The 25,564-nt window shown below is 66.2% G+C and carries 21 protein-coding genes and 1 pseudogene; 16 read left to right on the top strand and 6 right to left on the bottom strand.

The genetic code is table 11. The features are described 5' to 3' along the window. Position 1: 1 nt before the first annotated feature. From FHP25_RS23790 to FHP25_RS23775, 4 genes are all read right to left on the bottom strand, one after another. Positions 2 to 883, bottom strand: coding sequence for a branched-chain amino acid ABC transporter permease (locus FHP25_RS23790; RefSeq protein ID WP_147849468.1), 882 nt, complete (start codon positions 881 to 883; stop codon positions 2 to 4). Continuing rightward, positions 880 to 2,403, bottom strand: coding sequence for an ATP-binding cassette domain-containing protein (locus FHP25_RS23785; protein ID WP_147849467.1), 1,524 nt, complete (start codon positions 2,401 to 2,403; stop codon positions 880 to 882). The genes FHP25_RS23790 and FHP25_RS23785 overlap by 4 nt, the downstream gene beginning before the upstream one ends. Before the next feature lie 27 nt (positions 2,404 to 2,430). Next, positions 2,431 to 3,612: an ABC transporter substrate-binding protein gene (locus FHP25_RS23780; RefSeq protein WP_147849466.1), complete on the bottom strand. Its 1,182-nt coding sequence runs from the start codon at positions 3,610 to 3,612 to the stop codon at positions 2,431 to 2,433. A 225-nt stretch (positions 3,613 to 3,837) separates the two neighbouring features. Then, on the bottom strand, positions 3,838 to 4,527 hold the full coding sequence (locus tag FHP25_RS23775; protein ID WP_178133738.1) for a helix-turn-helix domain-containing protein: 690 nt from the start codon (positions 4,525 to 4,527) through the stop codon (positions 3,838 to 3,840). 231 nt (positions 4,528 to 4,758) lie between these two features. Here FHP25_RS23775 and FHP25_RS23770 point away from each other — a divergent pair, with 231 nt between their 5' ends. The 8 genes and pseudogenes from FHP25_RS23770 (at position 4,759) to FHP25_RS23735 (ending at position 16,228) form a co-directional block, all read left to right on the top strand. Then, positions 4,759 to 6,363 carry a GMC family oxidoreductase gene (locus FHP25_RS23770; protein ID WP_231712448.1) on the top strand — a complete coding sequence of 535 codons (1,605 nt, stop codon included), beginning with the start codon at positions 4,759 to 4,761 and terminating at the stop codon, positions 6,361 to 6,363. 231 nt (positions 6,364 to 6,594) lie between these two features. After that, entirely contained in the window at positions 6,595 to 7,671 is a 1,077-nt protein-coding gene (locus FHP25_RS23765; RefSeq protein ID WP_147849463.1) for an NAD(P)-dependent alcohol dehydrogenase, read from the top strand. A 112-nt stretch (positions 7,672 to 7,783) separates the two neighbouring features. Then, positions 7,784 to 8,647 carry a crotonase/enoyl-CoA hydratase family protein gene (locus FHP25_RS23760; protein ID WP_147849462.1) on the top strand — a complete coding sequence of 288 codons (864 nt, stop codon included), beginning with the start codon at positions 7,784 to 7,786 and terminating at the stop codon, positions 8,645 to 8,647. A gap of 258 nt (positions 8,648 to 8,905) precedes the next feature. After that, positions 8,906 to 12,098, top strand: a pseudogene (locus tag FHP25_RS23755) (efflux RND transporter permease subunit). Continuing rightward, positions 12,088 to 13,272 carry an efflux RND transporter periplasmic adaptor subunit gene (locus FHP25_RS23750; RefSeq protein WP_147849461.1) on the top strand — a complete coding sequence of 395 codons (1,185 nt, stop codon included), beginning with the start codon at positions 12,088 to 12,090 and terminating at the stop codon, positions 13,270 to 13,272. The pseudogene FHP25_RS23755 and the gene FHP25_RS23750 overlap by 11 nt, the downstream one beginning before the upstream one ends. 122 nt (positions 13,273 to 13,394) lie before the next feature. Continuing rightward, positions 13,395 to 14,435 carry an ABC transporter substrate-binding protein gene (locus tag FHP25_RS23745; RefSeq protein WP_231712447.1) on the top strand — a complete coding sequence of 347 codons (1,041 nt, stop codon included), beginning with the start codon at positions 13,395 to 13,397 and terminating at the stop codon, positions 14,433 to 14,435. A 5-nt stretch (positions 14,436 to 14,440) separates the two neighbouring features. Then, entirely contained in the window at positions 14,441 to 15,265 is an 825-nt protein-coding gene (locus FHP25_RS23740) for an ABC transporter ATP-binding protein (RefSeq protein ID WP_147849460.1), read from the top strand. Positions 15,266 to 15,415: 150 nt separating this feature from the next. Next, positions 15,416 to 16,228, top strand: coding sequence for an ABC transporter permease (locus FHP25_RS23735; protein WP_147849459.1), 813 nt, complete (start codon positions 15,416 to 15,418; stop codon positions 16,226 to 16,228). A gap of 135 nt (positions 16,229 to 16,363) precedes the next feature. On the opposite strand, the gene FHP25_RS23730 is transcribed toward FHP25_RS23735, so the two are convergent. Then, complete coding sequence (locus FHP25_RS23730; RefSeq protein ID WP_147849458.1) at positions 16,364 to 17,197, bottom strand: enoyl-CoA hydratase; 834 nt, start codon at positions 17,195 to 17,197, stop codon at positions 16,364 to 16,366. Between the two features lie 142 nt (positions 17,198 to 17,339). On the opposite strand from FHP25_RS23730, the gene FHP25_RS23725 reads away from it, so the two are divergent. From FHP25_RS23725 to FHP25_RS23700, 6 genes are all read left to right on the top strand, one after another. Continuing rightward, entirely contained in the window at positions 17,340 to 17,804 is a 465-nt protein-coding gene (locus FHP25_RS23725) for a MaoC family dehydratase (protein ID WP_147849457.1), read from the top strand. 63 nt (positions 17,805 to 17,867) lie between these two features. Then, positions 17,868 to 18,542: a gamma-glutamylcyclotransferase gene (locus tag FHP25_RS23720; RefSeq protein WP_147849456.1), complete on the top strand. Its 675-nt coding sequence runs from the start codon at positions 17,868 to 17,870 to the stop codon at positions 18,540 to 18,542. Continuing rightward, on the top strand, positions 18,539 to 19,459 hold the full coding sequence (locus tag FHP25_RS23715) for a DMT family transporter (protein ID WP_147849455.1): 921 nt from the start codon (positions 18,539 to 18,541) through the stop codon (positions 19,457 to 19,459). Before FHP25_RS23720 ends, FHP25_RS23715 begins: the two co-directional genes overlap by 4 nt. Before the next feature lie 128 nt (positions 19,460 to 19,587). Beyond that, positions 19,588 to 20,064 carry a transcription elongation factor GreA gene (gene greA / locus FHP25_RS23710; protein WP_147849454.1) on the top strand — a complete coding sequence of 159 codons (477 nt, stop codon included), beginning with the start codon at positions 19,588 to 19,590 and terminating at the stop codon, positions 20,062 to 20,064. 190 nt (positions 20,065 to 20,254) lie between these two features. Then, positions 20,255 to 21,439, top strand: a complete 1,185-nt coding sequence (locus tag FHP25_RS23705; protein ID WP_147849453.1) for a CaiB/BaiF CoA transferase family protein — start codon at positions 20,255 to 20,257, stop codon at positions 21,437 to 21,439. A gap of 56 nt (positions 21,440 to 21,495) precedes the next feature. After that, positions 21,496 to 22,290 carry an enoyl-CoA hydratase gene (locus tag FHP25_RS23700; protein WP_147849452.1) on the top strand — a complete coding sequence of 265 codons (795 nt, stop codon included), beginning with the start codon at positions 21,496 to 21,498 and terminating at the stop codon, positions 22,288 to 22,290. A 45-nt stretch (positions 22,291 to 22,335) separates the two neighbouring features. Here FHP25_RS23700 and FHP25_RS23695 read toward each other — a convergent pair whose 3' ends face one another. Beyond that, on the bottom strand, positions 22,336 to 22,818 hold the full coding sequence (locus tag FHP25_RS23695; protein WP_147849451.1) for an Lrp/AsnC family transcriptional regulator: 483 nt from the start codon (positions 22,816 to 22,818) through the stop codon (positions 22,336 to 22,338). A 244-nt stretch (positions 22,819 to 23,062) separates the two neighbouring features. On the opposite strand from FHP25_RS23695, the gene trxB reads away from it, so the two are divergent. Together trxB and FHP25_RS23685 are read left to right on the top strand one after the other, a co-directional pair. Beyond that, a complete protein-coding gene (gene trxB / locus FHP25_RS23690; protein ID WP_147849450.1) occupies positions 23,063 to 24,034 on the top strand; it encodes a thioredoxin-disulfide reductase in 972 nt (323 codons plus the stop codon). 74 nt (positions 24,035 to 24,108) lie between these two features. Next, entirely contained in the window at positions 24,109 to 24,999 is an 891-nt protein-coding gene (locus FHP25_RS23685) for a LysR family transcriptional regulator (RefSeq protein WP_147849449.1), read from the top strand. Positions 25,000 to 25,564: the final 565 nt, after the last annotated feature.

The following is a 25,564-nucleotide window of genomic DNA, read 5'->3' as shown; positions in this document are numbered from 1 at the left end:
GTCACACCCTTTCCTGAAGGGCGCACACGCGCACGATGCCTTCCGGCCGCACGACCAGGATGATGAAGACGAGGCCGAACAGGAACGCCTCGCGGAAGGGGCGTGTCTCGGACGGCAGGACGACCTCGAGCAGCACCGAGATGGCACCGACGAGGAAGCCGCCGAGCGCCGCGCCCGGCAGGCTGCCCAGTCCGCCGAGGATGGTCGCGACAAACCCGATGATCAGCGGCCGCACGCCCATGGCCGGGCTGAGCTGTCCGATCTGCGCCGAGTATGTCAGCGAGACGACCCAGGCCAGCACCGCGCTGATGACGAATGCCAGCGCGATGACCCGGTTGACGTTGATGCCGGACAGCTGCGCGGTCACGACATCCTCGGCCGCTGCCCGCAGCTCGATGCCGATTGTCGTGCGCTTGACCAGGATGGCCAAGCCGGCGAGCGCCAGGACCGTCAATCCCAGGGAAACGAACTGCAGCAACGGCACGCGCAATCCGCCGATCTCGAGGATCTCGGCCAGGCCCGGCATGAATGCGAAGGGCAGCGGCCGCGCGCCGAAGACGAGCACCGACAGGTTCTGCAAGAAGTAGGAAACAGTGAAGGAGGCGACCAGCAGCGTCGCGGGATCCTTGCCGCGCAGCGGTCGGAACGCGCCGCGCTCGATCGCCACGGCCAGGGCCACGACGATGATGATTGAGACCGCGATCACCGCCGGCGCCGGCAGGGCCGACAGCATGGCCATGGCATAGCCGCCGGCCATGACCATCTCGCCGTGCGCGAAGTTGATCAGCCGCATGACTCCGAAGATCAGGCCGATGCCGAGCGCCATCAGCGCGTAGAGCCCGCCGACATTGACGGCATCAAGTATGTGCTGCAGCGCGATCAATGTGTGGCAATCCCTTCGCGGGCATCGAAGCCGAAATACGCCTGATCGAACGCCGGGTCGGTCCGCAGCGTTGCGGTCGGCCCCTCGAGCTCGACCACGCCGTGACGCAGCACATAGGCACGGTCGCCGGCCAGCAGCGCCCGGTTGGCATTCTGCTCCATCAGCAGGATCGTGAGGCCGTCTTCGTTCAGCTTCACGAGCGTTTCGTAGACCTGCTCGATCATCAGGGGTGCCAAGCCAAGCGACGGCTCGTCCAGCAGCAGCAGCTTCGGACCCGACAGAAGGGCGCGAGCGATCGCGAGCTGCTGCTGCTCGCCGCCCGACAATCGGCCAGCATAGCCTTTCAGCCGCGAGCGCAGGACCGGAAACGTAGCGAGCACATGCTCGAAGCGCCGGGCCGCCTCCGGATCGCCGCGACGGACGGTCTCGCCGACGCGCAGGTTCTCCTCGACCGTGAGGTTCGACAGGATGCGCCGGCCTTCCGGCACGAGCGCGATGCCGTCGCGCACGCGTCGTGCCGGCGGCTCGGCGCCGAGCCGCCGGCCCTCGTACTGGATGGTGCCGGATTTCGGCTTCACCAGCCCCGTGATCGTGGCCAACAGCGTCGACTTTCCTGCCCCGTTGGGACCGATGACGGCCACGAACTCGCCCTTGCACACGCTCAGCGACACGCCCGCCAGGGCGCGCGCCGAGCCGTAGTCGACGACCAGGTTCTCGATCGCGAGCAGCGCCTGCCCGGCCTGCGCTGCTGCTGCCTTGCCCGCGATGGCGATGCCGGCGTCGCCGGACGCGCCCAGATAGGCCTGACGCACCTCCGTCGAAGCCTGGACATCGGTTGGCGTGCCAACCGCGATGGTCTTGCCGCGCGCCAGGACCTGCACGCGATCACACAGGCGCATGATCACCTGCATGTTGTGCTCGATCAGCAACACGCCACAGCCGAAGCGCTCCCGGACTGCGGCGATGCGCTGCATCAGCTCCCGCGCTTCGTGCGGGCTCAGGCCGGCGGCCGGCTCGTCGAGCAGCAGAAATTTCGGGGTCAGCGCCAGCGCACGTGCCAGCCCGACGAGGCGCTCCTCGCCATAGGTGAGCGCCTGGGCAGGCACGGTCGCGCGGTGGATGATGCCGAGGTCGCTGAGCAGTGCTTCGGCGCGGGCGCGCGCCTGGCGCCGTGACAGCCCCAGCCCGACGCCGGGCATCTCGACATTCTCCAGCACCGTCATTTCGGGAAACAGCCGCGCTGCCTGGAACGTGCGCCCCAAGCCGTTGCGCGCAAAATGGTGCGGCTGCCAGCCGGCGGTACCCAGGCCATCGAGCCTGACGCCGCCCTCGCTCGGCCTCTGGTAGCCGCTCAGCACGTTGACCAGCGTCGTCTTGCCGGCGCCGTTGGGGCCGATCAGGCCCAGGATCTCGCCGCGCGCCAAGCGCAGGTCGACCGCCTCGAGGGCCCGCAGACCCTCGAAATGGACACCGACGCCGAACGCGACGAGAGAGCCGGGCTGCGCGGCGGCATCGACCATCGGCGCTGCTTTCCCACGCGCCCCGGCTCAGCGGCCGGGAATCTTTTGCGGCGTGTGCAGGCTGACGGCGCTGTGCTTGCCGTCCTGCACCTGCATCACGACCATCGGCCGCATGAAGTTGATATGCGTCTTGGCATCGAAGCTGGTCGGACCGACGAGCAGCTTCTCGTCCTTGAACTTCTCGAACGCCGCCTTGATCGCATCGGAATTGATGGAGCCGGCGCGCTCGGCTGCGATCTTGATCGCCTGGACAACGGAATAGCCGGTCAGTGTGTGTGCCGTCGAGGGGTGGTTGCCATGCAGCGCCTTGAAGCCGGCGATGAACTTGTTGACGTCCGGACGCGGGTCGTCGCCGAAGATCGAGCCCATGGCGGCGAAGTAGAAGTTCGACAGGTTCGGGACGCTCTTCAGCCAGTAGTCGCCGTCCATGTCCTCGCCCGACAGGATCGGCATCTGCAGCCCGGCCGCGCGGAGCTGGCGCAGCGCGCCGGGGCCGGCCGGAGTGAAGGTCGACAGCAGTAGCACGTCAGGCTGCGGGTTGAGCGCCTTGATGCGCGTGATGTGCGTCGCGATCGTGGCGTCGTCCATGGAGAAGGTGTCGGTCCCGACCAAGGCGGCGTTGCCGTTCAGCTCCTTGAAGCGCGCCTGGAAGGCACGGCTCACCGAAAGGTCGTACTGGATATTCGTCTGGGTGAGCGCGTAGGCGGTTTTCCAGCCCTTCGATGCCGCGAACTCCGCCAGCACCGTGCCGACCGTGTCGCTGGCCGTGGAGAACGAGAAGGCGAAGGGACCGATGCCTTCGACACCGAACTTCGGGTCGGCGGCGAAGGGCGCGATCGCGATCTTGCCCTGCGCGTTCGCCGTGCGTGCAGCCGTGCCGCCGAAATCGAAATCGCCGGTGACGATGATCAGGTCGGCCCCCTGGTCCAGCACCTCCGTCGCCGCGATCGCGCCTTGCGGGATCTCGCTCTTGGTATCGGCGTAGACGATCTTGAGCGGGCGGCCGAGGACACCGCCGGCAGCATTGATCTCCTTGACGGCCATCTCGGCGGCCCGTGCCGGATCGGCGTCATAGGCGGCGATGAAGCCGGTCCGTGCGATCGCAGCGCCGATGACGATCGGCTTCTTGTCCTGGGCCAAGGCCATGCTCGCCGACAGGGCCAGAATGCCGGCGCTCAATAGCGGCGATGCAAATCGCAGCAACGACATGGTTCAACCTCTGCGCTTTTCGTTGATGGCAAGCTGTCCGGGAGACCCTTTGGCCAAGCGGCCGCTGGGCGCGATACGGTCATGGCGCAAAAATCTGAATGTATTTTTCTCATACGACAAGGGTGAATTTTCGTATTTGAAAATCGCCATCCGTGGATAGGTAGGGGTCACGGATGCAACCACCCCGGCCGTAGAAAGCGATGTCCACATGCGAAGGATGTGCGGCTATAGCGCGCGCGCGCCGAGACCCATGTCGTCGATTTCGCTCGATGTCGGATGCCAACAGACCACAAGCAATTTCGTCTCGCTATCTCCCGAGCTCAAATAGGCATGCCCCAGGTCACTGTCGAAATACAGACAATCACCCTGGCTCAGGACATAAGGCGCATCTCCTTCAACCTGGAAGGTCAGATTTCCTTCGAGGACATAGACGAACTCCTCGCCCGGGTGGCTGATGTACTTGCTGAATTCCTCGACGCTATGAGCCTTGATTGTCGCGAACACCGGCACCATGCGTTTGCGTGCCCGCCCCGAGCACAGCATGTGCATGACGTAGTAGTTGTTCTCGATGACTTGCGCGTGCCCACGCCGTTCGACGGTCACCATCTGCGGCCGTTCGCTCGCTTGCGGCTCGGATAGAAGCTCGCTCATCTGCATGTCAAACGCGAAAGCGAGCTTCAGGATATTGTCGTAGGTGAGGGAGATCACCCCCCGCTCTGCCTTCGAGATCGTAGAGATCGCAACGCCGCTGCGGCGGCCAAGCTGATCCAGCGTCCATCCTCGTCCCTTGCGCAGGCTGCGCAGCCTTTCACCAAAATCCAGCCGGCCAGCTCGGGAGGGCGAGGGCGGCTTGGAATTCTGGGTGCTGTTGTGCGAGACGCGCATGAAGAGGCTTTCTCCGCCTGGGACAGTCATCGAAATTATCACGCAGCCGAGGGGATTCCCCCTCCTTTGGCAAGACGGCTCGTGAAGATGCCCATTGTACAATCGGGCGGGACGTTTATTTCCGAAAGAAGAAAATTGAGATGCTGCCGCTCGTCGCGCCGCCATGCGATATGCGCCGGGCAGCGTGCTCGTCGTGGGGCGCGGGCCGGCCTAGTGTCGAGGTCCGGGCAGGCCGGACGGCCATGTACCAGGGAGGATGGGGTGGCGGAGAGCTACGACTACATCGTTGTCGGCGCCGGGTCGGCGGGATGCGCCGTGGCGGCGCGGCTGAGCGAGGATGCGCGCCTGAAGGTGCTGCTGCTGGAAGCCGGACCGGTCGACAACCACCTGTGGATCCATATCCCGATCGGATACGCCCGCACCTTCCTCGACGAGAAGGTGAACTGGAAGTACGAGACCGACGCCGAGTCTCACCTCGACAACCGCAAGGTCTACTGGCCGCGCGGCAAGACCCTCGGCGGCTCCAGCTCGATCAACGGCCTGATCTATATCCGCGGCATCCCGTCGGATTTCGACTACTGGCGCCAGCTCGGCAACACCGGCTGGGGCTTTGACGACGTCCTGCCGTACTTCAAGAAGGCCGAGAGCAACGTGCGCGGTGATGACGCGCTGCATGGCGGCAAGGGCCCCTTGGGCGTCGACGATATGCGCTGGCGCAACGCGCTGTCGGAGGCCTATGTCGAGGCGGCCGTGCAAGCGGGCTACCCGCGCAACAACGACTTCAACGGCTCCAGGCAGGAGGGCGTCGGCTACTACCAGCTGACGACGCGCGGCGGCCGGCGCTGCTCCAGCGCGCGCGCCTACCTGCAGCCGGCGCGTGGCCGCGCCAATCTGCGCATCGTCACCGGGGCGCTGACGGAGAGGGTGGTGATCGAGGACGGCCGCGCCACGGGCGTGCGCTATCGCGTAGGCGATCGTGTCGAGACCGCGACGGCCGGCCGTGAGGTGATCCTGTGCGGTGGCGCCATCAACTCACCCCAGCTGCTGATGCTGTCGGGAGTCGGCCCTGCCGAGCACCTGGCTGAAAACGGCATCGAGGTGAAGCGCCATCTGCCGGGCGTAGGCGAGAACCTCCATGACCACTACCAGTGCCGGCAGCTCTATCGCTGCGCCAAGCCCGGCACGATGAACGAGGTGGTCGGCAGCACCTTCGGAAAGATGAGGATGGGGCTCGACTACGCGCTGGGGCGACGCGGCCTGCTGACGGTCGGCGCCGGCCTGGTGGGCGTTTTCCTGCGCACCCGGCCGGAGCTGGAGGATCCTGACATCCAGCTCCACTTCATCCCGTTCTCGACCGACAAGATGGGAACCACGCTGCACGACTTCCCAGGCTTCACGGTGACGATGAACCAGTCGCGTCCGCAAAGCCGGGGTCGCCTGCGGCTGCGCTCGGCCGACGCGCGCCAGCACCCGTCGATGGTCGCCAACTACCTGGCCGACGAGAGCGATCGGCGCACGGCGATCGCCGGGCTGAAGGCGGTGCGCCATATCGCGCAGCAGCCGGCGCTGAAGGAGTGGATCGCCGACGAGCTGCTGCCCGGAGGCCAGGTCCAGAGTGACGCGCAATGGCTGGAGTTCCTCAAGGGCAATGGCGGATCGATCTACCACCCGGTCGGCACCTGCAAGATGGGCACCGACAATGACAAGATGGCGGTGGTGGACGAGCGGCTGCGCGTGCGCGGCATCGAAGGTCTGCGCATCGCCGACGGGTCGGTGATGCCGCAGGTCGTGTCGGGCAACACCAACGCGGCCTGCATCATGATCGGCGAGAAATGTGCCGACATGATCCGCGCCGCATCAGCGTGACGGCGCGCGCCAATTTCTGCAGCGCAAGGCCGAAAATCTGGCCTTGACCATTCCGGGGCCACGCGCGTTGATCTCGGTCATGGTTGCGTCCGGTCGTGCCCCTTATGTCTGAAGGCATCGATTGACGCTCAAGCATCGTTGACGAGCGTGGTCGGGGTGCCGTTCGGCACGGCGTCACTCATGTGATGTCCGGGCGTGATCGCACGCCCGCCACAGGACGAGGAGCAGACCATGGCCCGCAAGATGAAGGCGGCGATTTTCGTCGAGCCGAACCGTATTGTCCTCGATGAGAAGCCGGTTCCCGATGTCGGTCCCCTGGATGCGCTGATGCGCATCACCACCACGACGATCTGCGGCACGGACGTCCATATCCTGAAGGGCGAGTATCCGGTCGCGCGCGGCCTGACCGTCGGGCACGAGCCCACGGGCGTGATCGAGAAGCTGGGCTCGGCCGTTCGCGGCTATCAGGAAGGGCAGCGGGTGATCGCCGGCGCCATCACGCCCAGCGGCCATAGCGCCGCTTGCCTGTGCGGCTATCATTCGCAGGACGGCGCCGGCACGAAGCACGGCTTCCGGCCGATGGGAGGCTGGCGCTTCGGCAACACGATCGATGGGACCCAGGCCGAATACGTGCTGGTGCCCGATGCGATGACCAACCTGGCGCCGATCCCCGATGGTCTGAGCGATGAGCAGGTGCTGATGTGCCCCGACATCATGTCGACCGGCTTCTCGGGCGCGGAAAGCGGCAGGATACGCATCGGCGATACCGTCGCGGTCTTCGCGCAGGGCCCGATCGGCTTGTGCGCGACGGCCGGGGCGCGGCTCATGGGCGCGACGACGATCATCGCCGTGGACGCCATTCCGGCGCGGATGGAGATCGCGCGCAAGATGGGGGCGGACCACATCGTCGACTTCTCGAAGGCCGATCCGGTCGAGGCGATCATGCAGCTCACCGACGGGCGCGGCGTCGACGTGGCCATCGAGGCGCTGGGGCGGCAGTCGACATTCGAGGCGGCGCTGCGCGTGCTTCGGCCGGGCGGAACCTTGTCCTCGCTCGGGGTCTACTCGGAGGACCTGAAGATCCCGCTCGACGCGTTCGCGGCCGGCCTCGGCGACCACACCATCGTCACCACGCTCTGCCCCGGCGGCAAGGAGCGCATGCGTCGGCTGATGGCGGTGATCGAGTCCGGCCGCCTCGACGCGAGGCCGCTCGTCACCCATCGTTTCGCGCTCGACAGGATCGAGGAGGCCTACGACCTGTTCGCCAACCAGCGCGACGGCGTGCTGAAGGTGGCGATCTCACCTTGAGGCGGGATGACGGCGCCGTTCCGTCTCGCAGACCGACATCTGCGCTGCCGCGGCCCCTCGCCATTGAAATGCCTGCGTGCTCAAATTGCCGGCGCAGCAAACGGAGCACATGATGGACTACGAGCAGATCAAATACGAGGTGAAGGACGGCATCCTCACCATCACGTTGAACCGGCCGGACAAGCTCAACGCCTTCACCGGGCGCATGCTGTCGGAGCTGCTGGACGCCATCGATCGCGCCGATCGCGACGATGACGTGCGCGCCGTGGTCTTCACGGGAGCCGGCCGCGGCTTCTGCGCCGGCGCTGACCTGTCGGGCGGCGCCAACACCTTCAACGCCGAGAATCGCGGCCCGGTGGATCCCGGGCTCGACGGCCATCGCGACGGCGGTGGCCTGCTGACCCTGCGCCTGTTCGATTGCCTGAAGCCGTTGATCGCGGCGTGCAACGGGCCGGCCGTCGGTGTCGGCATCACCATGCAGCTGGCGATGGACGTGCGGCTGGCGTCGGAGGAGGCGCGCTACGGCTTCGTCTTCACCCGCCGCGGCATCGTGATGGAGGCCTGCTCGAGCTGGTTCCTGCCGCGGCTGGTCGGGCCGCAGCAGGCGCTGGAATGGGTGATGTCGGGCCGGGTCTTCTCGGCCGAGGAAGCGCTGCGCGGCCGCCTGGTGCGCTCGGTCCACAAGCCCGCCGAGCTGCTGCCCGAGGCCTACAAGCTGGCGCGCGAGATCGCCGACAACACCGCGCCGGTGGCGGTGGCCCTCAACAAGCAGATGATCTGGAAGATGCTGGGCGCCGACCATCCCATGGAAGCCCACAAGGTCGATTCCAAGGGCATCTATTCGCGCGGCAAATCGGCCGACGTGCGCGAGGGCGTCGTCTCCTTCCTGGAGAAGCGCAAGGCCAACTACCCGGACAAGGTCAGCAAGGACATGCCGAGCTACTTCCCCTGGTGGCAGGCGCGCGAGTTCAAGTAGGCCTGTCGGCGCCTGGGCGATCGGCGCTGCGTCGCCGATCGCCCAGGCGCCAAATCACATCCCCGTCATCCGGCACCCCCGTTTCGGCATGGCAGGTTGAAGGCCACAGGCGGCAGGCCAGCTTTTGCGTCGGACTGCTGGGACCGTATACTGCCGCCCCGCCATGCCGCTTTCGCACCATCACCGGGTCGCGCGCTTGGGTCGTGCGATGACCGGCCCTGACGGCCGGCGTCTGCTCAACCGCGGGGCATAAGCACGATGCTCGCCATCGTCCGCGTCGCTCTGCGGCGGCCCTACACCTTCGTCGTCATGGCGATGCTGATCCTCATCGTCGGGCCGCTGGCGGCGGTGCGCACGCCGGTCGACATCTTTCCCGACATCCGGATACCGGTCATCGCGGTCGTCTGGAACTACACCGGGCTGCCGCCGGACCAGATGGCCGGCCGCATCATGGCGCCCTACCAGCGCTCGCTGACGACGACCGTCAACGATATCGAACGCATCGAGGGCAACTCCTATACCGGCGTCGGCATCGTTAAGATCTTCTTCCAGCCCGGCGTCGATATTCGCACCGCCAACGCGCAGGTCACGGCGGTGTCACAAACCGTCCTGCGGCAGATGCCCCCCGGCCTCACGCCGCCGCTGATCCTCAACTACAACGCCTCGACGGTGCCGATCATCCAGCTTGCGCTATCGGGCAGGGGGCTGTCCGAGCAGGCGCTGGCCGACCTCGTGCTCAACACCGTGCGCACGCACGCCGCTGGTGACGGTGCCGGGCGCCGCGATCCCGTTCCCCTTTGGCGGCAAGACGCGCCAGGTGCAGATCGACCTCGACCCGGCGGCGCTGGCGGCGCGCGGCCTGTCGGGGCAGGATGTCGCCAATGCGCTGGCGACACAGAACCTCCTGACCCCGGTCGGCACCCAGAAGATCGGCAGCTACGAATATACGATCCAGCTCAACACCGCGCCGTCCGAGATCGCCGCGCTGGGCGACCTGCCGATCACGGTCGCCAATGGCGCCGTCGTCTACATCCGCGACGTGGCGCAGGTGCGCGACGGCAACCCGCCGCAGACCAACATCGTGCATGTCGACGGCGCCCGCTCGGTGCTGATGCAGATCCTCAAGAACGGCGCGACGTCCACGCTCGCGATCATCGACGGCATCAAGCGCGAGGTGGCGGGCCTGAAGCCGGTGCTGCCCGAGACCCTGAGCATCGTGCCGATCGGCGATCAGTCCCTGTTCGTGGAAGGAGCGATCTCGGGCGTCGCATATGAAGGGGTGATCGCCGCCGCGCTGACCAGCCTGATGATCCTGCTGTTCCTGGGGAGCTGGCGCTCGACGGTCATCATTGCCACCTCGATCCCACTGGCGGTCCTGGCCTCGATCGCGGCGCTGCGGCGGTCGGCGAGACGCTCAACATCATGACCCTGGGCGGCCTGGCGCTCGCGGTCAGCATCCTGGTCGACGATGCCACGGTCACGATCGAGAACATCAATTGGCACCTGGAGCAAGGCAAGGACGTCGAGACCGCCATCCTCGATGGCGCCCGGCAGATCGTCGTGCCGGCCTTCGTCTCCCTGCTGTGCATCTGCATCGTGTTCGTGCCGATGTTCTTCCTGCAGGGCGTGGCGCGGTTCCTGTTCGTGCCCATGGCCGAGGCCGTGATGTTCGCCATGGTCGCCTCGTTCATCCTGTCGCGCACGCTGGTGCCGACCATGGCGAAGTACCTGCTGAAGCCGCATGCCGTGCACGGCGCTGACGCGCCGCGGCCACCGTCGCGCAACCCGCTGGTGCGGTTCCAGCGCGGCTTCGAGGCCCGCTTCGAGCGCCTGCGTTTGGCCTATCGCGATCTGCTGATGCTGGCATTGGCCAGGCCGCGCCTGTTCATGACCGGCTTCATGGTGCTGGTGCTGGCATCGTTCCTGCTGGTCCCGTTCCTGGGCCGCAACTTCTTTCCGGCTGTCGACTCCGGCCAGATCCTGATGCATGCGCGCGCCCCCGTGGGCACACGCGTCGAGGAGACGGCAGTGCGCTTCGCGGCCATCCAGGCGGCGATCCGCCAGATCATCCCGCCGCGGGAGCTGGCCGCCATCGTCGACAACATCGGCATGCCGGTCAGCGGCATCAACCTACAACAACACCGGCACGATCGGCTCGCAGGATGGCGACATCCAGATCCGGCTGGCGCCGGGCCATGCCCCGACCGCGGAGCATGTCCGGCGCTTGCGCGAGGAGCTGCCGCGGCGCTTCCCCGACACCACGTTCTCGTTCCTGCCGGCCGATATCGTCAGCCAGATCCTGAACTTCGGCGCGCCGGCGCCCATCGACCTGCAGCTGCGCGGGCCCAACCTGTCCGCCAACTTCGAGCACGCGAACAAGCTGCTGGCGCAGATCCGGCGCGTGCCCGGTGTTGCCGACGCGAGGATCCAGCAGTCGCGCGGCAGCCCCGTGTTCAACGTCGATGTCGATCGCACCCGGGCGCAGACGATCGGCATGACCGTGCGCGACGTGACCAACAGCATGGTCGTGTCGCTGGCCGGCAGCAGCCAGGTCGCGCCGACCTACTGGCTCAATCCCGAGAACGGCATCTCCTATCCGATCGTCATGCAGGCGCCGCAGCACCGGATCGATTCGCTCTCGGCGCTGCGCAACCTTCCCCTGACCGGGCAGAGCGGCACCTCGTCGCAGGTGCTCGCCAGCGTCGCCGACATCAAGCGCGTGACGGGCAATGCCGTCGTCTCGCACTACAACATCCAGCCCGTGGTGCAGATCTACGCCACGACCCAGGGCCGCGACCTGGGTGGGGTCGCCGACGACATCCGCCGCATCGTCGCCGACGCCGCCAAGGACGCGCCGCGCGGCACGCAGGTGGTGCTGCAGGGCCAGGTGCAGACGATGAACAGCGCCTTCCGGGGGCTGCTGTTTGGCCTGCTGGGCGCGATCGTGCTGATCTATCTGCTGATCGTCGTGAACTTCCAGTCCTGGAGCGATCCGCTCGTGATCATCTCGGCATTGCCGGCGGCGCTGGCAGGCATCGTCTGGATGCTGTTCGCCTCCTACACCGAGCTGTCGGTGCCGGCCTTGACGGGCGCGATCATGTGCATGGGCGTGGCGACGGCCAACAGCGTGTTGGTCATCAGCTTCGCGCGCGAACGCCTGGCGGAGACGGGCGACCCGCTCACCGCCGCCATCGAGGCCGGCTTCATCCGTTTCCGTCCCGTGCTGATGACCGCGCTTGCCATGATGATCGGCATGGCGCCGATGGCGCTCGGGCTGGGCGAAGGCGGCGAGCAGAACGCGCCGCTGGGCCGCGCCGTCGTCGGTGGCCTGGCGTTTGCAACGGTCGCGACGCTGGTGTTCGTTCCCGTCGTGTTCAGCATCGTGCACAGGCAGCGCCGCGGCGGGGCCGTGCCGGTTCCGCCTGCCTCCGGAGCGAGTCATGCCGCCTGAGCCCATGCCGAGTCCGCCGCCGTCCGGCCGCAAATGGCTGGTCGTCGGCGTCGCCGTGCTGCTGATCGCCGGGCTCGTGGTGGGCAACGGGGTCGCCAGCCGCTTCGCCAGCGACACGCGCTTGCGGGCGTGGACCGATGCCCAGGCGGTGCCCTCGGTCAACGTCGTGCAGCCCGGCCGCGTCGCCAACGCGGTGTCGCTCGATCTGCCGGGCCGCCTGGAGGCCTATGCCCGCGCCGCGCTCTATGTCCGTGTCGGCGGCTATCTGAAGGGCTGGACCGTCGACATCGGCGCGCCAGTCAAGGCGGGGCAGGTCCTGGCCGAGATCGAGGCCCCCGACCTCGACCAGCAGCTGCTGCAGGCCAGGGCCAGCCTGGCCAGCGCCGAAGCCAGCGAGGCGCTGGCCGAGGTCACAGCCAAGCGCTGGCAGGCGCTCACCGGGTCGAATGCCGTATCGGTGCAGGCGATCGAGGAGAAGGTCGCCGACTACCGGGTCAAGCAGGCGCAGACCAAGGCCGCGCGGGCCAATGTCGACCGCCTGCAGACCATGACCGGCTTCAAGAGCATCGTGGCGCCGTTCGACGGCACCGTGACCGCGCGCAACACCGACATGGGCGCGTTGATCAATGCCGACAACGGCAGCGGACCACCCCTGTTCGTGATCGCCGATGTCCGCAGGCTGAGGCTCTACGTGAACGTGCCGCAGAGCTTCGTGCCCGGCGTCCGGCAAGGCACGAAGGCTCAGGTGACGGTGCCGGAGTATCCGGCCCGGGTCTTCGTTGCCGCCGTCGAGGCGTCTTCCCAGGCCGTCGATCCCGCGTCCGGCACGACGCGCGGCCAGCTCGCCGTCGACAATGCGGCGGGTGAGCTCATGCCCGGGGCGTTCGCCAGCGTGCGGCTCGAGCTGCCGCGGCCGGCGGAGGTGCTGAGCGTGCCTTCCAGCGCCCTGCTCTTCGGCCAGGACGGGCTGCGCATCGCCACCGTCGATGCCAGCAACCGCGTCGTGCTGAAGAAGGTCACGGTGGCCCGCGATCTCGGCCGGGTCATCGAGATCGCATCGGGGCTCGCCGCCGGCGATCGGGTCATCGAAAGCCCGCCCGACGGCATCGCCCAGGGTGATCAGGTGCGCGTCATCGGCGATGCGCCGCCACCCGGCCGCAGCGGCAAGAGCTGAGCGGGCATCGCGGCCGAGTGTCGCGCCGACAGCGGTCGGTGGTGGACGCTGGACATCGCTTGCGGCAAGCTGGCGCAAGAACGGGCGGGCAAGCCCGTCATCGCGAGATGCTGGAGGAAACGATGCACATGCGCCTTGCGCGCCGGCGGTTGCTGCTGACCTCGGCCGCCCTGGGAGCTGTCGGCGCGACCAGTCTGGCCGCCCCTGCCGTTGCGAAGCCGGAGAAGGCCAAGGTCGTGCTCGCGGTCGGCGGCAAGTCGGGATTGTACTATCTGTCTCTGACCATCGCCGAGCGGCTCAACTACTTCAAGGACGAGGGCCTGGACGTCGAGATCAACGACTTCCAGGGCGGCGCCAAGTCGCTGCAGGCGCTGATGGGCGGCAGCGCCGATGTGGTTGCCGGCGCCTACGAGCATACGATCCGCATGCAGCAGCGTGGCCAGCCGATTGTCGGCTTCGCCCTGATCGGCCGCGGCATGCAGCTTGCCATCGCTCTGCTCAAGGACCGCGCCGCGAAGGTGAAGTCGCCGGCCGATATCAAGGGCATGAAGTTCGGCGTCAGCGCCCCGGGATCGCAGACCCATATGCTGGTCAACTACTGGGCCGCCAAGGGTGGCCTGAAGCCGAGCGATATCGTGGCCATCGGTGTTGGCGCCGGCGCCTCGGTGATCGCCGCGGTCGAGAAGGGCGAGATCGACGGCATCTCGCAGACCGACCCGTCGATCACGATGCTGGATCAGAAGGGCCTGATCAAGGTGATGGTCGATACCCGGACCATGAAGGGCAACCAGGAGCTGTTCGGCGGCTCGATGCCGGCGGCATGCCTCTATGCCCAGCCCGACCTGCTGAAGAAGACGCCGGGCACGACCCAGGCGCTGGCCAACGCCATCGTGCGCGCCAACCAGTGGCTGCACAAGGCGGCCCCGGAGGAGGTCGCCAAGACAGTGCCGGAGAATTATCTGCTGGGCGATCCCAAGCTCTACATGACGGCGTTCACCAGCGTGCGCGAGACGATCTCGCCTGACGGCGTGATGCCCGACGACGGCCCGGCGAACTGCCTGAAGTTCCTGGCCGAGGGCGACAAGGAGATCAAGCCGGACAAGGCCAACCTTGCCGCGACGTGGACGAACGAGTTCGTTAAGCGCGCCGGCCAGAAGACCTGAGCAGCATGACGACGACCGGCACGCCGGCGCTCGCCTTCAACGACGTCACCTGCCGCTTTGCCGCTCGCGATGGCGGCGAGGCCTACACGGCGGTCGCCAATGCGACGCTCATGGTGCAAGCCGGCGAGTTCGTCTCCGTCGTCGGCCCCACCGGTTGCGGCAAGTCCACCCTGCTCAACGTGGCGGCGGGCCTGCTGGCGCCGTCCTCGGGCACGGTGGAAGTCTTCGGCGAGCGCCTTGTTGCCGAACGCGGTGTCAACCGTCGCGCCGGCTACATGTTCCAGGCCGATGCGCTGATGCCCTGGCGGCGCGGCATCGACAATGTGGTCGCCGGCCTGGAGTTCCGCGGCGTGCCGCGCGAGGCGGCGCGGCGCCAGGGCGAGGATTGGCTGCGCCGGGTCGGGCTGGCCGGATTCGGCGATCGCTATCCGCACCAGATGTCGGGCGGCATGCGCAAGCGGCTGGCGCTGGCGCAGACCCTGATCCTCAGCCCCGATATCCTGCTGATGGACGAGCCGTTCTCGGCGCTGGATGTGCAGACGCGCCAGCTGATGGAGAACGAGCTGCTGGCGCTGTGGGCCGAGAGCCGCAAATCGGTTCTGTTCATCACCCATGATCTGGAGGAGGCGATCGCCCTGTCGGACCGCGTGGTGGTGCTGTCGGCCGGCCCCGCCACGCGGCCGATCGGCGATTTCAAGGTCGAGCTGCCGCGCCCGCGCGACGTCTCGGAGATCCGCATGACGCCCGGCTTCAACGAGCTGCATCGTGAGATCTGGAACGCCATGAAGGAAGAAGTGCTGAAGGCCTATGCCCGGCAGAAGGCGGCTTAGCCTCCTCTTTCGGACCGCGGGCGTCCACGCCCGCATTCGCTCGCAGCGAAGCGAAGAGCGAACGCGTCGACGCTGGCGCGCGACAGGCGAAAGTAAAGCGTTTGCTGACGATGCGCGCGTGGACGCGCGCGGTCCAAAGACGGAACACCCATGAAGATCGGCAAGTTCAAGCTGACGGTGCTGCGGCTGCTCGTGCTCGGCCTGGCGATTGGCGTATGGTGGGCGTTGACGGACCCAGGCTTCCTGCCGCCGATCTATTTCGACGATCCCGGACGGGCCGCGTTCTTCTTCGGCAAGCCGTTCAGGGTGTTCGAGATCATCATCAACTGGTTCGTCTCCGGCGAGATCTTCTCCCATCTTGGCATCACGTTGCTGGAGACGGCGCTGGGCTTCATCGTCGGCTCCGTCCTCGGCCTGGGCATCGGCCTGTGGCTGGCGCTGGCGCCGACCGCATCGGCGATCTTCGATCCCTACATCAAGGGCTTCAACTCGATGCCGCGCGTCGTGCTGGCGCCGATCTTCGCCGTCTGGTTCGGGCTCGGCGTCTGGTCGAAGGTGGCGCTGGGCGTGACCCTCGTCTTCTTCGTGGTGTTCTTCAACGTCTATCAGGGCGTGCGCGAGGTCAGCCCGACCGTCATCGCCAACGCCCGCATGCTGGGCGCCAGCAAGCGCCACCTGCTGCGCCACATCTATCTGCCCAGCGCCATGAGCTGGGTCTTCGCCAGCCTGCACAATGCGGTCGGCCTGGCCTTTGTCGGCGCCGTGGTCGGCGAGTATCTCGGCTCGGCGCACGGCGTCGGCTATCTCATCCTTCAGGCGGAAGGCACGTTCGACATCAACACCGTGTTCGCCGGCATCCTGGTGCTGACCGCGTTCGCGCTGCTGCTCGACATGGCCGTCGGCCTGGTCGAGCAGCGCCTGCTGCTGTGGCAGCCCAAGACCAGCGAGACCGAGCCGGTCTAGATGAAGAACCCTGACCGTGCCGGTGACGGCTGGGACCGCGCCGCTCCAGCGGCGCTCATGATCATGACCCGGCGCTATGCGCCGGTGCGTCGCTGGAGCGACGCGGTCTGACCCGTCACCGGCACGGCCGAGCCGTTACCGTCCCGTGAACCGCGCCTTGCGCTTCTCCAGGAAGTGGGCCACGCCCTCCTTGAAGTCGGCCGTGCCGAAGCTCTGCTCCATCTCGTGATTGGCGATCACCGTCGCCTCGGACAGGGTCTGGAACTGCGCCTCCCAGATCTGGCGCTTCATGATGGCGACCGAGCGGGGCGAGACGTCCTCGACGATGGTCTTCAGGTAGGCGCGCGTCTGGGCGAGCAGCTCCTGGTCGGGGAACAGCCGCTGCACCAGGCCCAGCTGCAGCGCCTCGGGCGCACGCACCTTGCGTGCCGAGTAGAGCAGGTCGGCGGCATGGGGAACGCCGATCAGCTTCGGCAGCAGCCATGACAGCCCGTGCTCGGCGATCAGCCCGCGCTGCGCGAACGACGTGGTGAACATCGCGCTCTGGCCGGCGAAGCGCATGTCGCAGTAGAGCGCGATCACGAGCCCCAGCCCGGCGCAGGGGCCGTTCACGGCGGCGACGATCGGCTTGGGGATTGCCGGGAAGTACGAATGGGTCATGCGGAAATCGGCGCGCGCGTTGACCGCGGCGGTCGGATCGACGGCAGGCCGGGGCACGGCGCCGCTGACCGGGCCGCCGGCGCCCGTGCTGGCCGCCGTCAGCACCTCCATGTCGGCGCCGGCGCAGAAGCCGCGGCCGGCGCCGGTCAGCACGATCGCGCGCACGCTCTCATCGGCGGCCGCGCGCAGCATGGCGTCCTTCACGTCGCCCTGCATCAGACGCGTCCAGGCGTTGAGCTTGTCGGGCCGGTTCAGGGTGACGGTGGCGATGCCGTCGGCGACATCGTACAGCACGGTCTCGTATGCCATGGTTTCCTCCGGGAGCCGTATAGGCGGATTGCGCGAATGCACGTTGATTTATGGCGGCCGGCCTTGTGATCTGCAAGGCGATGGGCAGAATGGGTCGGCCGGCCCCGGGCGTGGCCGCGCCCGTCGGATTCAGGAGGGATGGATGGCCAAGCGCGAAGTCGAGACCCCGCAGGATATGCCCAAGCTCGTCGGCCAGGAGATCGGCGTCAGCGACTGGGTCGAGATCACGCAGGAGCGCATCAACCTGTTTGCCGATGCCACCGGCGACCACCAGTGGATCCATGTCGACGTCGAGAAGGCGAAAAAGGAGATGCCCGATGGCAAGACCATCGCGCACGGCTACCTCACGCTTTCGCTTATCCCGCTGTTCTCGCATGACATCCTGAAGATCAGGAAGGTATCGCGCGGCATCAACTACGGATGCAACAAGGTGCGCTTCACCAGCACCGTTCCCGTGGGCAGCCGGCTGCGGGCGCGCCAGAAGCTGCTGGCAGCCGATCCCATGCCGGGCAACGGCATGCGCATGACCTACGAATGGACGATCGAGCGCGAGGGTGCCGACAAGCCGGCCTGCATCGCCGAGACCATGGGGATTGCCTACGCCTGAGCCGGCCGCACGCCGACGAGAAAAAGGAACAGGGGTGACGCTCCAAAAGCCACCGCGCGGACCGTGCTGAAACGCGAAGAACTGACGCCCGAGCGTGTCGACCAGATCGCCAGCGAAGCGAAGGCGGCTGGCTTCGACTACTTCCTGTCGCGCGCCGAGCGTGAGCAGCGCCTGGCGGAGGCGCTGATCCGCTGGAAGCCCGGAACCGATGCCTGGGTGTTCGCCTACGGCTCGCTGATGTGGAACCCGGCCTTCCATTTCGTGGAGCGCCGGCCGGGCCGCCTCGAAGGCTATCGCCGCAGCTTCTGCTTCTGGACGCCGCTGGGCCGCGGCACGCCGGAAAAGCCGGGCCTGATGCTGGCGATCGAGAAGGGCGGCGTATGCGACGGCATGGCCTACCGTGTCGCGGCTTCCGAAGTGGAAACCGAGCTCTCCATCCTGTTCAATCGCGAGATGTTGAGTGGAATCTACGATGCGGTCTGGGTCGACGTCACGGACCCGGGCGGCCAGCGCCTGTCAGCTGTGACCTTCGTCATCAACCCGGGCCACCCGCAGTACTGCGGCAGGCTGGACATGGACAGGAAGGCCGATCACATCGCCCATGCCGAAGGCCGGCGCGGCACCTGCCGGGCCTATCTTTTCGAGACCGCCGACCAGCTGCGCGACCTGGGGGTTCGCGATCCCTATATCGACAGCCTCGAGACCGAGGTGCTGCGGCTGCGCGGCGGGAAGCGATGACGCGGTTGCGGGCCCGCTGGGCAGCCCTGTCTGGCAATCTGCAGGGCATCATCCTGGTGGCGATCTCGGGCGTGCTGTTCGCGGCACTGAATGTCGCGACGATCTTCCCGGCCCAGGAGCTGAACTCCTACATGATGGCGTTCTGCCGCTATCTGTTCGGCGGCCTGTTCCTGCTGCCGATCTTCTGGCGCAAGGGCTTCGTCGAGCCGTTCCGCACCCAACGCATCGGCCTGCACGCCATCCGCGGCGCGTTGCACAGCAGCGGCATGCAGCTCTGGTTCGTGGCGTTGCCGCTGATCACCCTGGCCGACATCACGGCGCTGGGCTTCACCGGCCCGATCTTCATCACCCTGGGCGCGGCGCTGTTCCTGGGCGAGGACGTGCGGCTGCGGCGCTGGATGGCGGTGATGGTCGGCTTCCTCGGCGCCATGCTGATCGTGCGTCCCGGCTTCACGGAGATCGGGATCGGCGTGCTGGCGGCGCTGGCGGCGACGCCGTTGTTCTCGGCCTCGAACCTGATGGCCAAGGCTCTGGCGCGCACCGACGATGCCGACACGATCGTGATCTGGCAAAATATCTTCATCGTGCTTTGCGCGGCGCCTTTTGCCGCGGTGTTCTGGCAGACTCCGACCTGGGAGCATATCGGCTGGTTCCTGCTGGCCGGCTTGTTCGGCACGGTGGGACACCTGGTCATGCAGTACGGGTATCAGGTGGCCGAGATCTCGGCCGTCCAGCCGATCGGCTTCCTGTCGCTGATCTGGAATACTTTGTTTGGATTTATCCTGTTCCAGCAGCAGCCTAGCACCTGGACCTTCATCGGCGCGGCCGTGATCTTCGCGAGCGCTATGTACATCTCGCACCGCGAGGCCGTGCGCCGCGCCCAGGTCCGGACCGCCACGGCGGAGGCCAAACCCTAGCCGGCAACTCTGGAGAGGGCGGCCGGCACCCCTTGCGGCGGGTTCCCCGAGCCCCCAAATCCAGGTATAGTGTCCCTAATGAGCCGGCCCTCAACGCCGGCCGTTTCTTTTTTCCGACGGATCGAAAAATGGAAAAGGTTCCCATGACGCCCGCCGGGTTCAAGGCTCTCGAAGACGAGCTGAAGACCCTGAAGACGACCGAGCGGCCGAGCATCATTCGGCAGATCTCGGAGGCGCGCACCCATGGCGACCTGTCGGAGAACGCAGAATACGCCGCGGCGCGCGAGCGCCAGGGCTTCGTCGAGGGCCGTATCAGCGAGATCGAGGACGTGATCGCCCGGGCCGAGGTCATCGACATCGCCAAGCTCAAGGGCGGCAAGGTGATCAAGTTCGGCGCCACGGTGAAGCTCGCCGACGAGGACACCGACGAGGAGGTGCGCTACCAGATCGTCGGGCCGTTCGAGGCCGATCTCACCAAGCACCGCATCTCCGTCACGGCGCCGCTGGGCAAGGCCCTGATCGGCAAGACGGTAGGCGACACGGTCGAGGTGCTGACGCCCAGCGGCACCAAGAGCTACGAGATCATGCAAGTCCACTTCAAGTGATCACGGGACCGTGGCCTCCGGCCCGCGCATGAGCGGGTGAGGCGCCGCGGTCCGGGGATGGCGGCGCGACATCGGCGTTGACGCCTGGCTTCGGCCGGGCGTTTTTCGTTGGGCCGCCGTGCGTGCCAGGGGACTCGTCCAGGACCCGTCGCCAATGCTACCACCATGGCATCGACTCGGAGGAGACGGCATGCCTGGAACGGGACCGCTGGCGCGCTTCAAGGTGCTCGATCTGACCCGCGTGCGCGCCGGGCCGACCTGCGTGCGCCAGCTGGCGGACTGGGGCGCCGATGTCATCAAGATCGAGATGCCGCCGTCGGCCGAGGACGGCGAGGGCATGGGCGGTCCGCGCCATGGTCCGGATTTCTGGAACCTGCATCGCAACAAGCGCAGCATGACGCTGAACCTGAAGGAGCCCGATGCGGTCGCGATCTTCAAGGCGCTGGTGGCCGATGCCGATGTGGTGGTCGAGAACTACCGGCCCGACGTGAAGCATCGCCTGGGGGTCGACTACGAGACGCTGCGCAAGATCAACAAGCGGCTTGTCTATGCCAGCATCTCGGGCTTCGGCCAGGACGGTCCGTACGCGCTGCTGCCGGGCTTCGACCAGGTGGCGCAGGGCATGGGCGGGCTGATGTCGATCACCGGTCTGCCGGGGCAGGGGCCGGTGCGCGTCGGCATACCGGTCGCCGATCTGACCGCCGGGATCTTTGCCGCCATGGGCGTGCTGGTCGCGCTTCTGGAGCGCGAGACCTCGGGCGAGGGGCAGTGGGTGCAGACATCGCTGCTGCAGTCGCAGATCGCGATGCTCGACTTCCAGGCGGCGCGATGGCTGGTGAGCAAGGAGGTTCCCGGCCAGGCCGGCAACGACCATCCCACCAGCATCCCGACCGGCGTGTTCCCGACGAAGGATGGGCATATCAACATCGCGGCTTCGGGCCAGCATATCTGGAAGCGGTTCTGCGCCGCGATGGACGCGCGGGCGCTCTTCGACAACCCCGCCTACAAGACCGACGCCGACCGCTCGAAGAACCGCAAGCAGCTCAATGCCGATATTGCCGGCTACAGCTGCAGGTATTCCAGCGCCGAGCTGATCGAGCGGCTCAACAAGGCGAGCGTGCCCTGCGGACCGATCTACAGCATCGATCAGGTCTTCGCCGATCCGCAGGTGAAGCATGTCGGCGCGGCCGCGCCGCTGCGGCACCCCAGCAAGGGCGACGTCGCCGTGGTGGATCAGGCGGTGCGGCTCAGCCGCACGCCCAGCGTGATCGACCGACCGACGCCGGAATGCGGCGAGCATACCGACGCGATCCTGCGCGGCCTGGGCTACGACGACGCCAGGATCGCCGACCTGCGCAAGCGCAAGGTGGTTTAGGTCCCTTCTCCCTGCCTGCGCGGGAAGAAGGAACGACGACTCCAGGAGGTCAAGTGATGGATACCGGCACGACAAAGATGATCGCGCGCAAGGAAGACGGTATCGGCTGGATGATCTTTAACCAGCCCGACAAGCTGAACGCCGTCTCCTACGACATGTGGCTGGCCGTGCCCAGGATCATCGCCGACTACGAGGCCGACCCCGATGTGCGCGTGATCGTGCTGGCGGGCGCCGGCGACAAGGCGTTCGTGTCCGGCGCCGACATCTCGGAGTTCGAGCAGAAGCGTGGCACGGTCGATGCCATCAAAGTCTACAACGAGGCCGGCGATCACGCCAACGCCGCTCTGATCAATGCCGCCAAGCCGACGGTCGCCATGATCCGCGGCTACTGCATCGGCGGCGGCCTGGGCATCGCGCTCACCACCGACCTGCGCATTTGCGGCGACACATCGACCTTCGCCGTGCCGGCCGCCAAGCTGGGGCTCGGCTATGCCTATGGCGGCATCAAGCGCCTGGCCGATGTCGTCGGGCCATCGTTTGCCAAGGAGATCTTCTACACGGCGCGTCAGTTCACGGCCGAGGAGGCGCGGGTCATGGGACTGGTGAACCGCATCGTGTCGGTCGCCGAGCTCGAGGCCTATGTGCGCAAATACGCCGCCACCATCGCCGCCAATGCCCCGCTCACCGTGAAGGCGGCCAAGATGGCGATCAACGCCGCGATGAAGGATCCCGACCGGCGCGACCTTGCGCGCGTGCAGGAAGCGGTGGACGTCTGCTTCGCCAGCGACGACTACAAGGAAGGACGCAGAGCCTTCATGGAAAAGCGCAAGCCGGCCTTCAAGGGACGTTGACGACCGGCGCCGGCGGCAGGGCCCGCCGCGAGGCGGGACGCCCGGTCATTCCGGCGGGATGGGCACGCCGGGCTTGTGCTTGGCGGTGCGGAACACCATCAGCGACTTCACGTGGCTGACATTGGGGGCCGATGTCAGCTTGGTGGTCAGGAAGCGCTGATAGGCATCCCAGTCCTCGGCCACGATCTTGAGCAGGAAGTCGGCCTCGCCGGCCAGCATGTGGCACTCACGGACGTTGGGCCACGACGCCATCAGCTCCTCGAACGACTTGAGGTCGGCCTCCGCCTGGCTGTTCAGGCCGACAAGCCCGAACACGGTCACGGTGTAGCCCAGCGAGTCGGGCGCCACGTCGGCGTGGTAGCCGCGGATGACCCCCGATTTCTCCAGCGCCCGGACACGACGCAGGCAAGGTGGCGCCGAGATACCCGCCCGCTTGGCGAGATCGACATTGGTCATGCGGCCGTCCTCCTGCAGATCCGCCAGGATACGGCGGTCGATCTTGTCCAATTTGACGCGGCTGCTCGACATCATTAGCTCCCAAGTTGGCGCGGTTCTAGGCCAACTGGGCAGTGGAACGCAATAAAATTACTTGATCATCCCGAAGTGGGCATTTTTCGGGCTTGATGCCTTATTTTCGCCTCTTAATAGGACGTCAGCCCGATGTCTGCATAAAAGCGCGAACAGCTTTTCCCAATGTGCATATATAGCCCCTATAAAGGCTTGAGCTCTGCGTCCATGTAGTACATATGCATATTACGTAGGGATGGCAGGGATGAGCACGACGCATCACAGCAAAGTCTTGATCATCGGGTCGGGGCCGGCGGGCTATACGGCTGCGATCTACGCCGCCCGCGCCAGCCTCAAGCCGATCCTCGTGCAAGGCCTGCAGCCGGGTGGGCAGCTGACGATCACCACCGATGTCGAGAACTACCCGGGCTTCGCAGACGTGATCCAAGGGCCGTGGCTCATGGAGCAGATGCAGAAGCAGGCCGAGCACGTCGGCACGCAGGTCGTCTTCGACGTCATCACGGATGTGGATTTGACGCGGCGTCCGTTCGTGGCGGTCGGCGATTCGGGTGACCGTTATGTCGGCGATACGCTGATCATCTGCACCGGCGCGCAGGCGCGCTGGCTGGGCCTGCCGTCCGAAGAAACATTCCGGGGCGGTGGTGTCTCGGCATGCGCCACCTGCGACGGCTTTTTCTTTCGCGGCAAGGAGGTCGTGGTCGTCGGCGGCGGCAACACCGCGGTCGAGGAAGCCCTGTACCTCACGAACCACGCCACCAAGGTCACGCTGATTCATCGTCGCGATATCCTGCGGGCCGAGAAGATTCTGCAGGAGCGGCTGTTCCGCAACCCGAAGATCAATGTGCTGTGGGACAGCGTTGTCGAGGAGATCGTCGGCGAGACGGCAAGCCCTCCGCTGGTCCAGGGCGTTCGGGTGCGCAACGTGAAGACCGGCGCGTCGCACATCCTGCGGACGGACGGCGTCTTCATCGCCATCGGCCATACGCCCAACACGGAGTTGTTCAAGGGCAAGCTGACGATGGATGCCGAAGGCTACATCTTGACTAGTCCCGGGACGGTGGAGACCAGCGTGCCTGGCGTATTTGCCGCCGGTGATGTGCAGGACAAGGTGTATCGCCAGGCGGTCACGGCTGCCGGCACGGGCTGCATGGCGGCGCTGGATGCGGAGCGCTACCTGGCGGCGCATGAGTCCTCGCAGGCCAAAGCGGCGGAGTGAGTTGATCCTCCTCATCAAGCGGGACAGGTGAGGTGATGAGCACGAATGAAGCGGGTCAGGGAGGAAACGGAAAAATGGACTGGGACAAGCTGCGCATCTTCCACGCTGTGGCAGACGCGGGCAGCTTCACGCACGCAGGGGACCAACTCAAGCTGAGCCAGTCGGCGATCAGCCGGCAGATCGGAGCGTTGGAGGAGCAGCTCGGTGTCATGCTGTTCCACCGCCATGCGCGCGGCCTCATCCTGACCGAGCAGGGCGAGCTGCTGTACCGTACCGCGCGCGAGATGGCCGGCAAGGTGGCGACTGCCGAGACGCTGCTGCACGCCAACCAGGACAAGCCGGTGGGCCGGCTGAAGATCACGGCCGCGATCGGCTTCGGCTCGGTATGGCTGACGGCGCAGATCCACGAATTCATCAGCACGTATCCCGAGATCGACGTCAGCCTGATCCTGTCCGACAACGAGCTCGACCTGGGCATGCGTGAAGCTGACGTGGCGCTGCGCTTCATCGCGCCGCGCCAACCCGGTCTGGTGCAGCGCCACCTGATGACGGTGCACAGCCATGTCTATGCGGCTCCGGCATACATCGAGAAGTACGGCAAGCCGACCAAGGTCTCGGACCTCGACAACCACCGCCTGATCATCTTTGGCGAGGATGCCCGCGCGCCGGTGCAGAACGTCAACTGGCTGCTGCAGGCAGGCAATCCCGACAACAAGCCGCGCAAGGTGGTGCTGCGGGTCAACAACACCTACGGCATCTTCCGCGCCGTCGAGAATGGACTGGGCATTGCCTCGCTGCCCGACTATCTGGCGCGGCAGTCCACGAAACTGGTGCAGGTGTTGCCCGAGGTGAATGTCCGCACGACGGATGTGTTCTTTACGTATCCCGAAGAGCTCCGTCATTCCAAGCGGATCGCCGTGTTTCGCGACTTCCTGCTGCGCAAGGTCGCTGAGACCCGCTTCTGATCCCTCCGACGCAAGGCGCGATTACTTTCCCGGATTGCCGGGAAAGCTTGTCACGCTCGCACCAATTGTTTCGCACAAGCATGCAAAAGACGGCCCGTGCCGGACGCGGAGTCGTGCCGGAATTTTGCGCATACCTGCATTTCCGCAAAGGTAATGCGGGGTCCGCATGGCTGTGATGAGTTATTCCCCATGGTAAAGACGCATGTGGAAGCCCATCTTTGTCTTACTACTGATGCGCCGCATTGTTGCGCGCAACGGCAGTGGGCTCGGGGCCTCCCCGGGCAAGGATCTTCGGATCCTACGTCTCCCAGACGTGAAGCCTCCCTGTTTGACTTGGCCGGGTCCTCGTGACCCGGCCTTTTCTTTTGAATGCTCAAATGCGTCGCTAGAATTGACGGCGAGCGTCTACAGGGCTCGCAACACCGTGCTTGCGCTGACTAGCCCGAAGTTACCCCTGACAGAGTCAGGTAAGTATTTGGCTTTGTTGAAAAAAGCGGCGATTTTGCGTCCAGTATGTAGGCATGTAAATGGTGTTTTTGAGTAGCAATTATGGATATATTGTGCT

Origin of the sequence: Vineibacter terrae (assembly GCF_008039615.1) — a bacterium.
Lineage (GTDB): Bacteria > Pseudomonadota > Alphaproteobacteria > Reyranellales > Reyranellaceae > Vineibacter > Vineibacter terrae.
The sequence above is the reverse complement of the archived record's forward strand: the minus strand, read 5'-3'. Positions and strand labels throughout refer to the sequence as shown.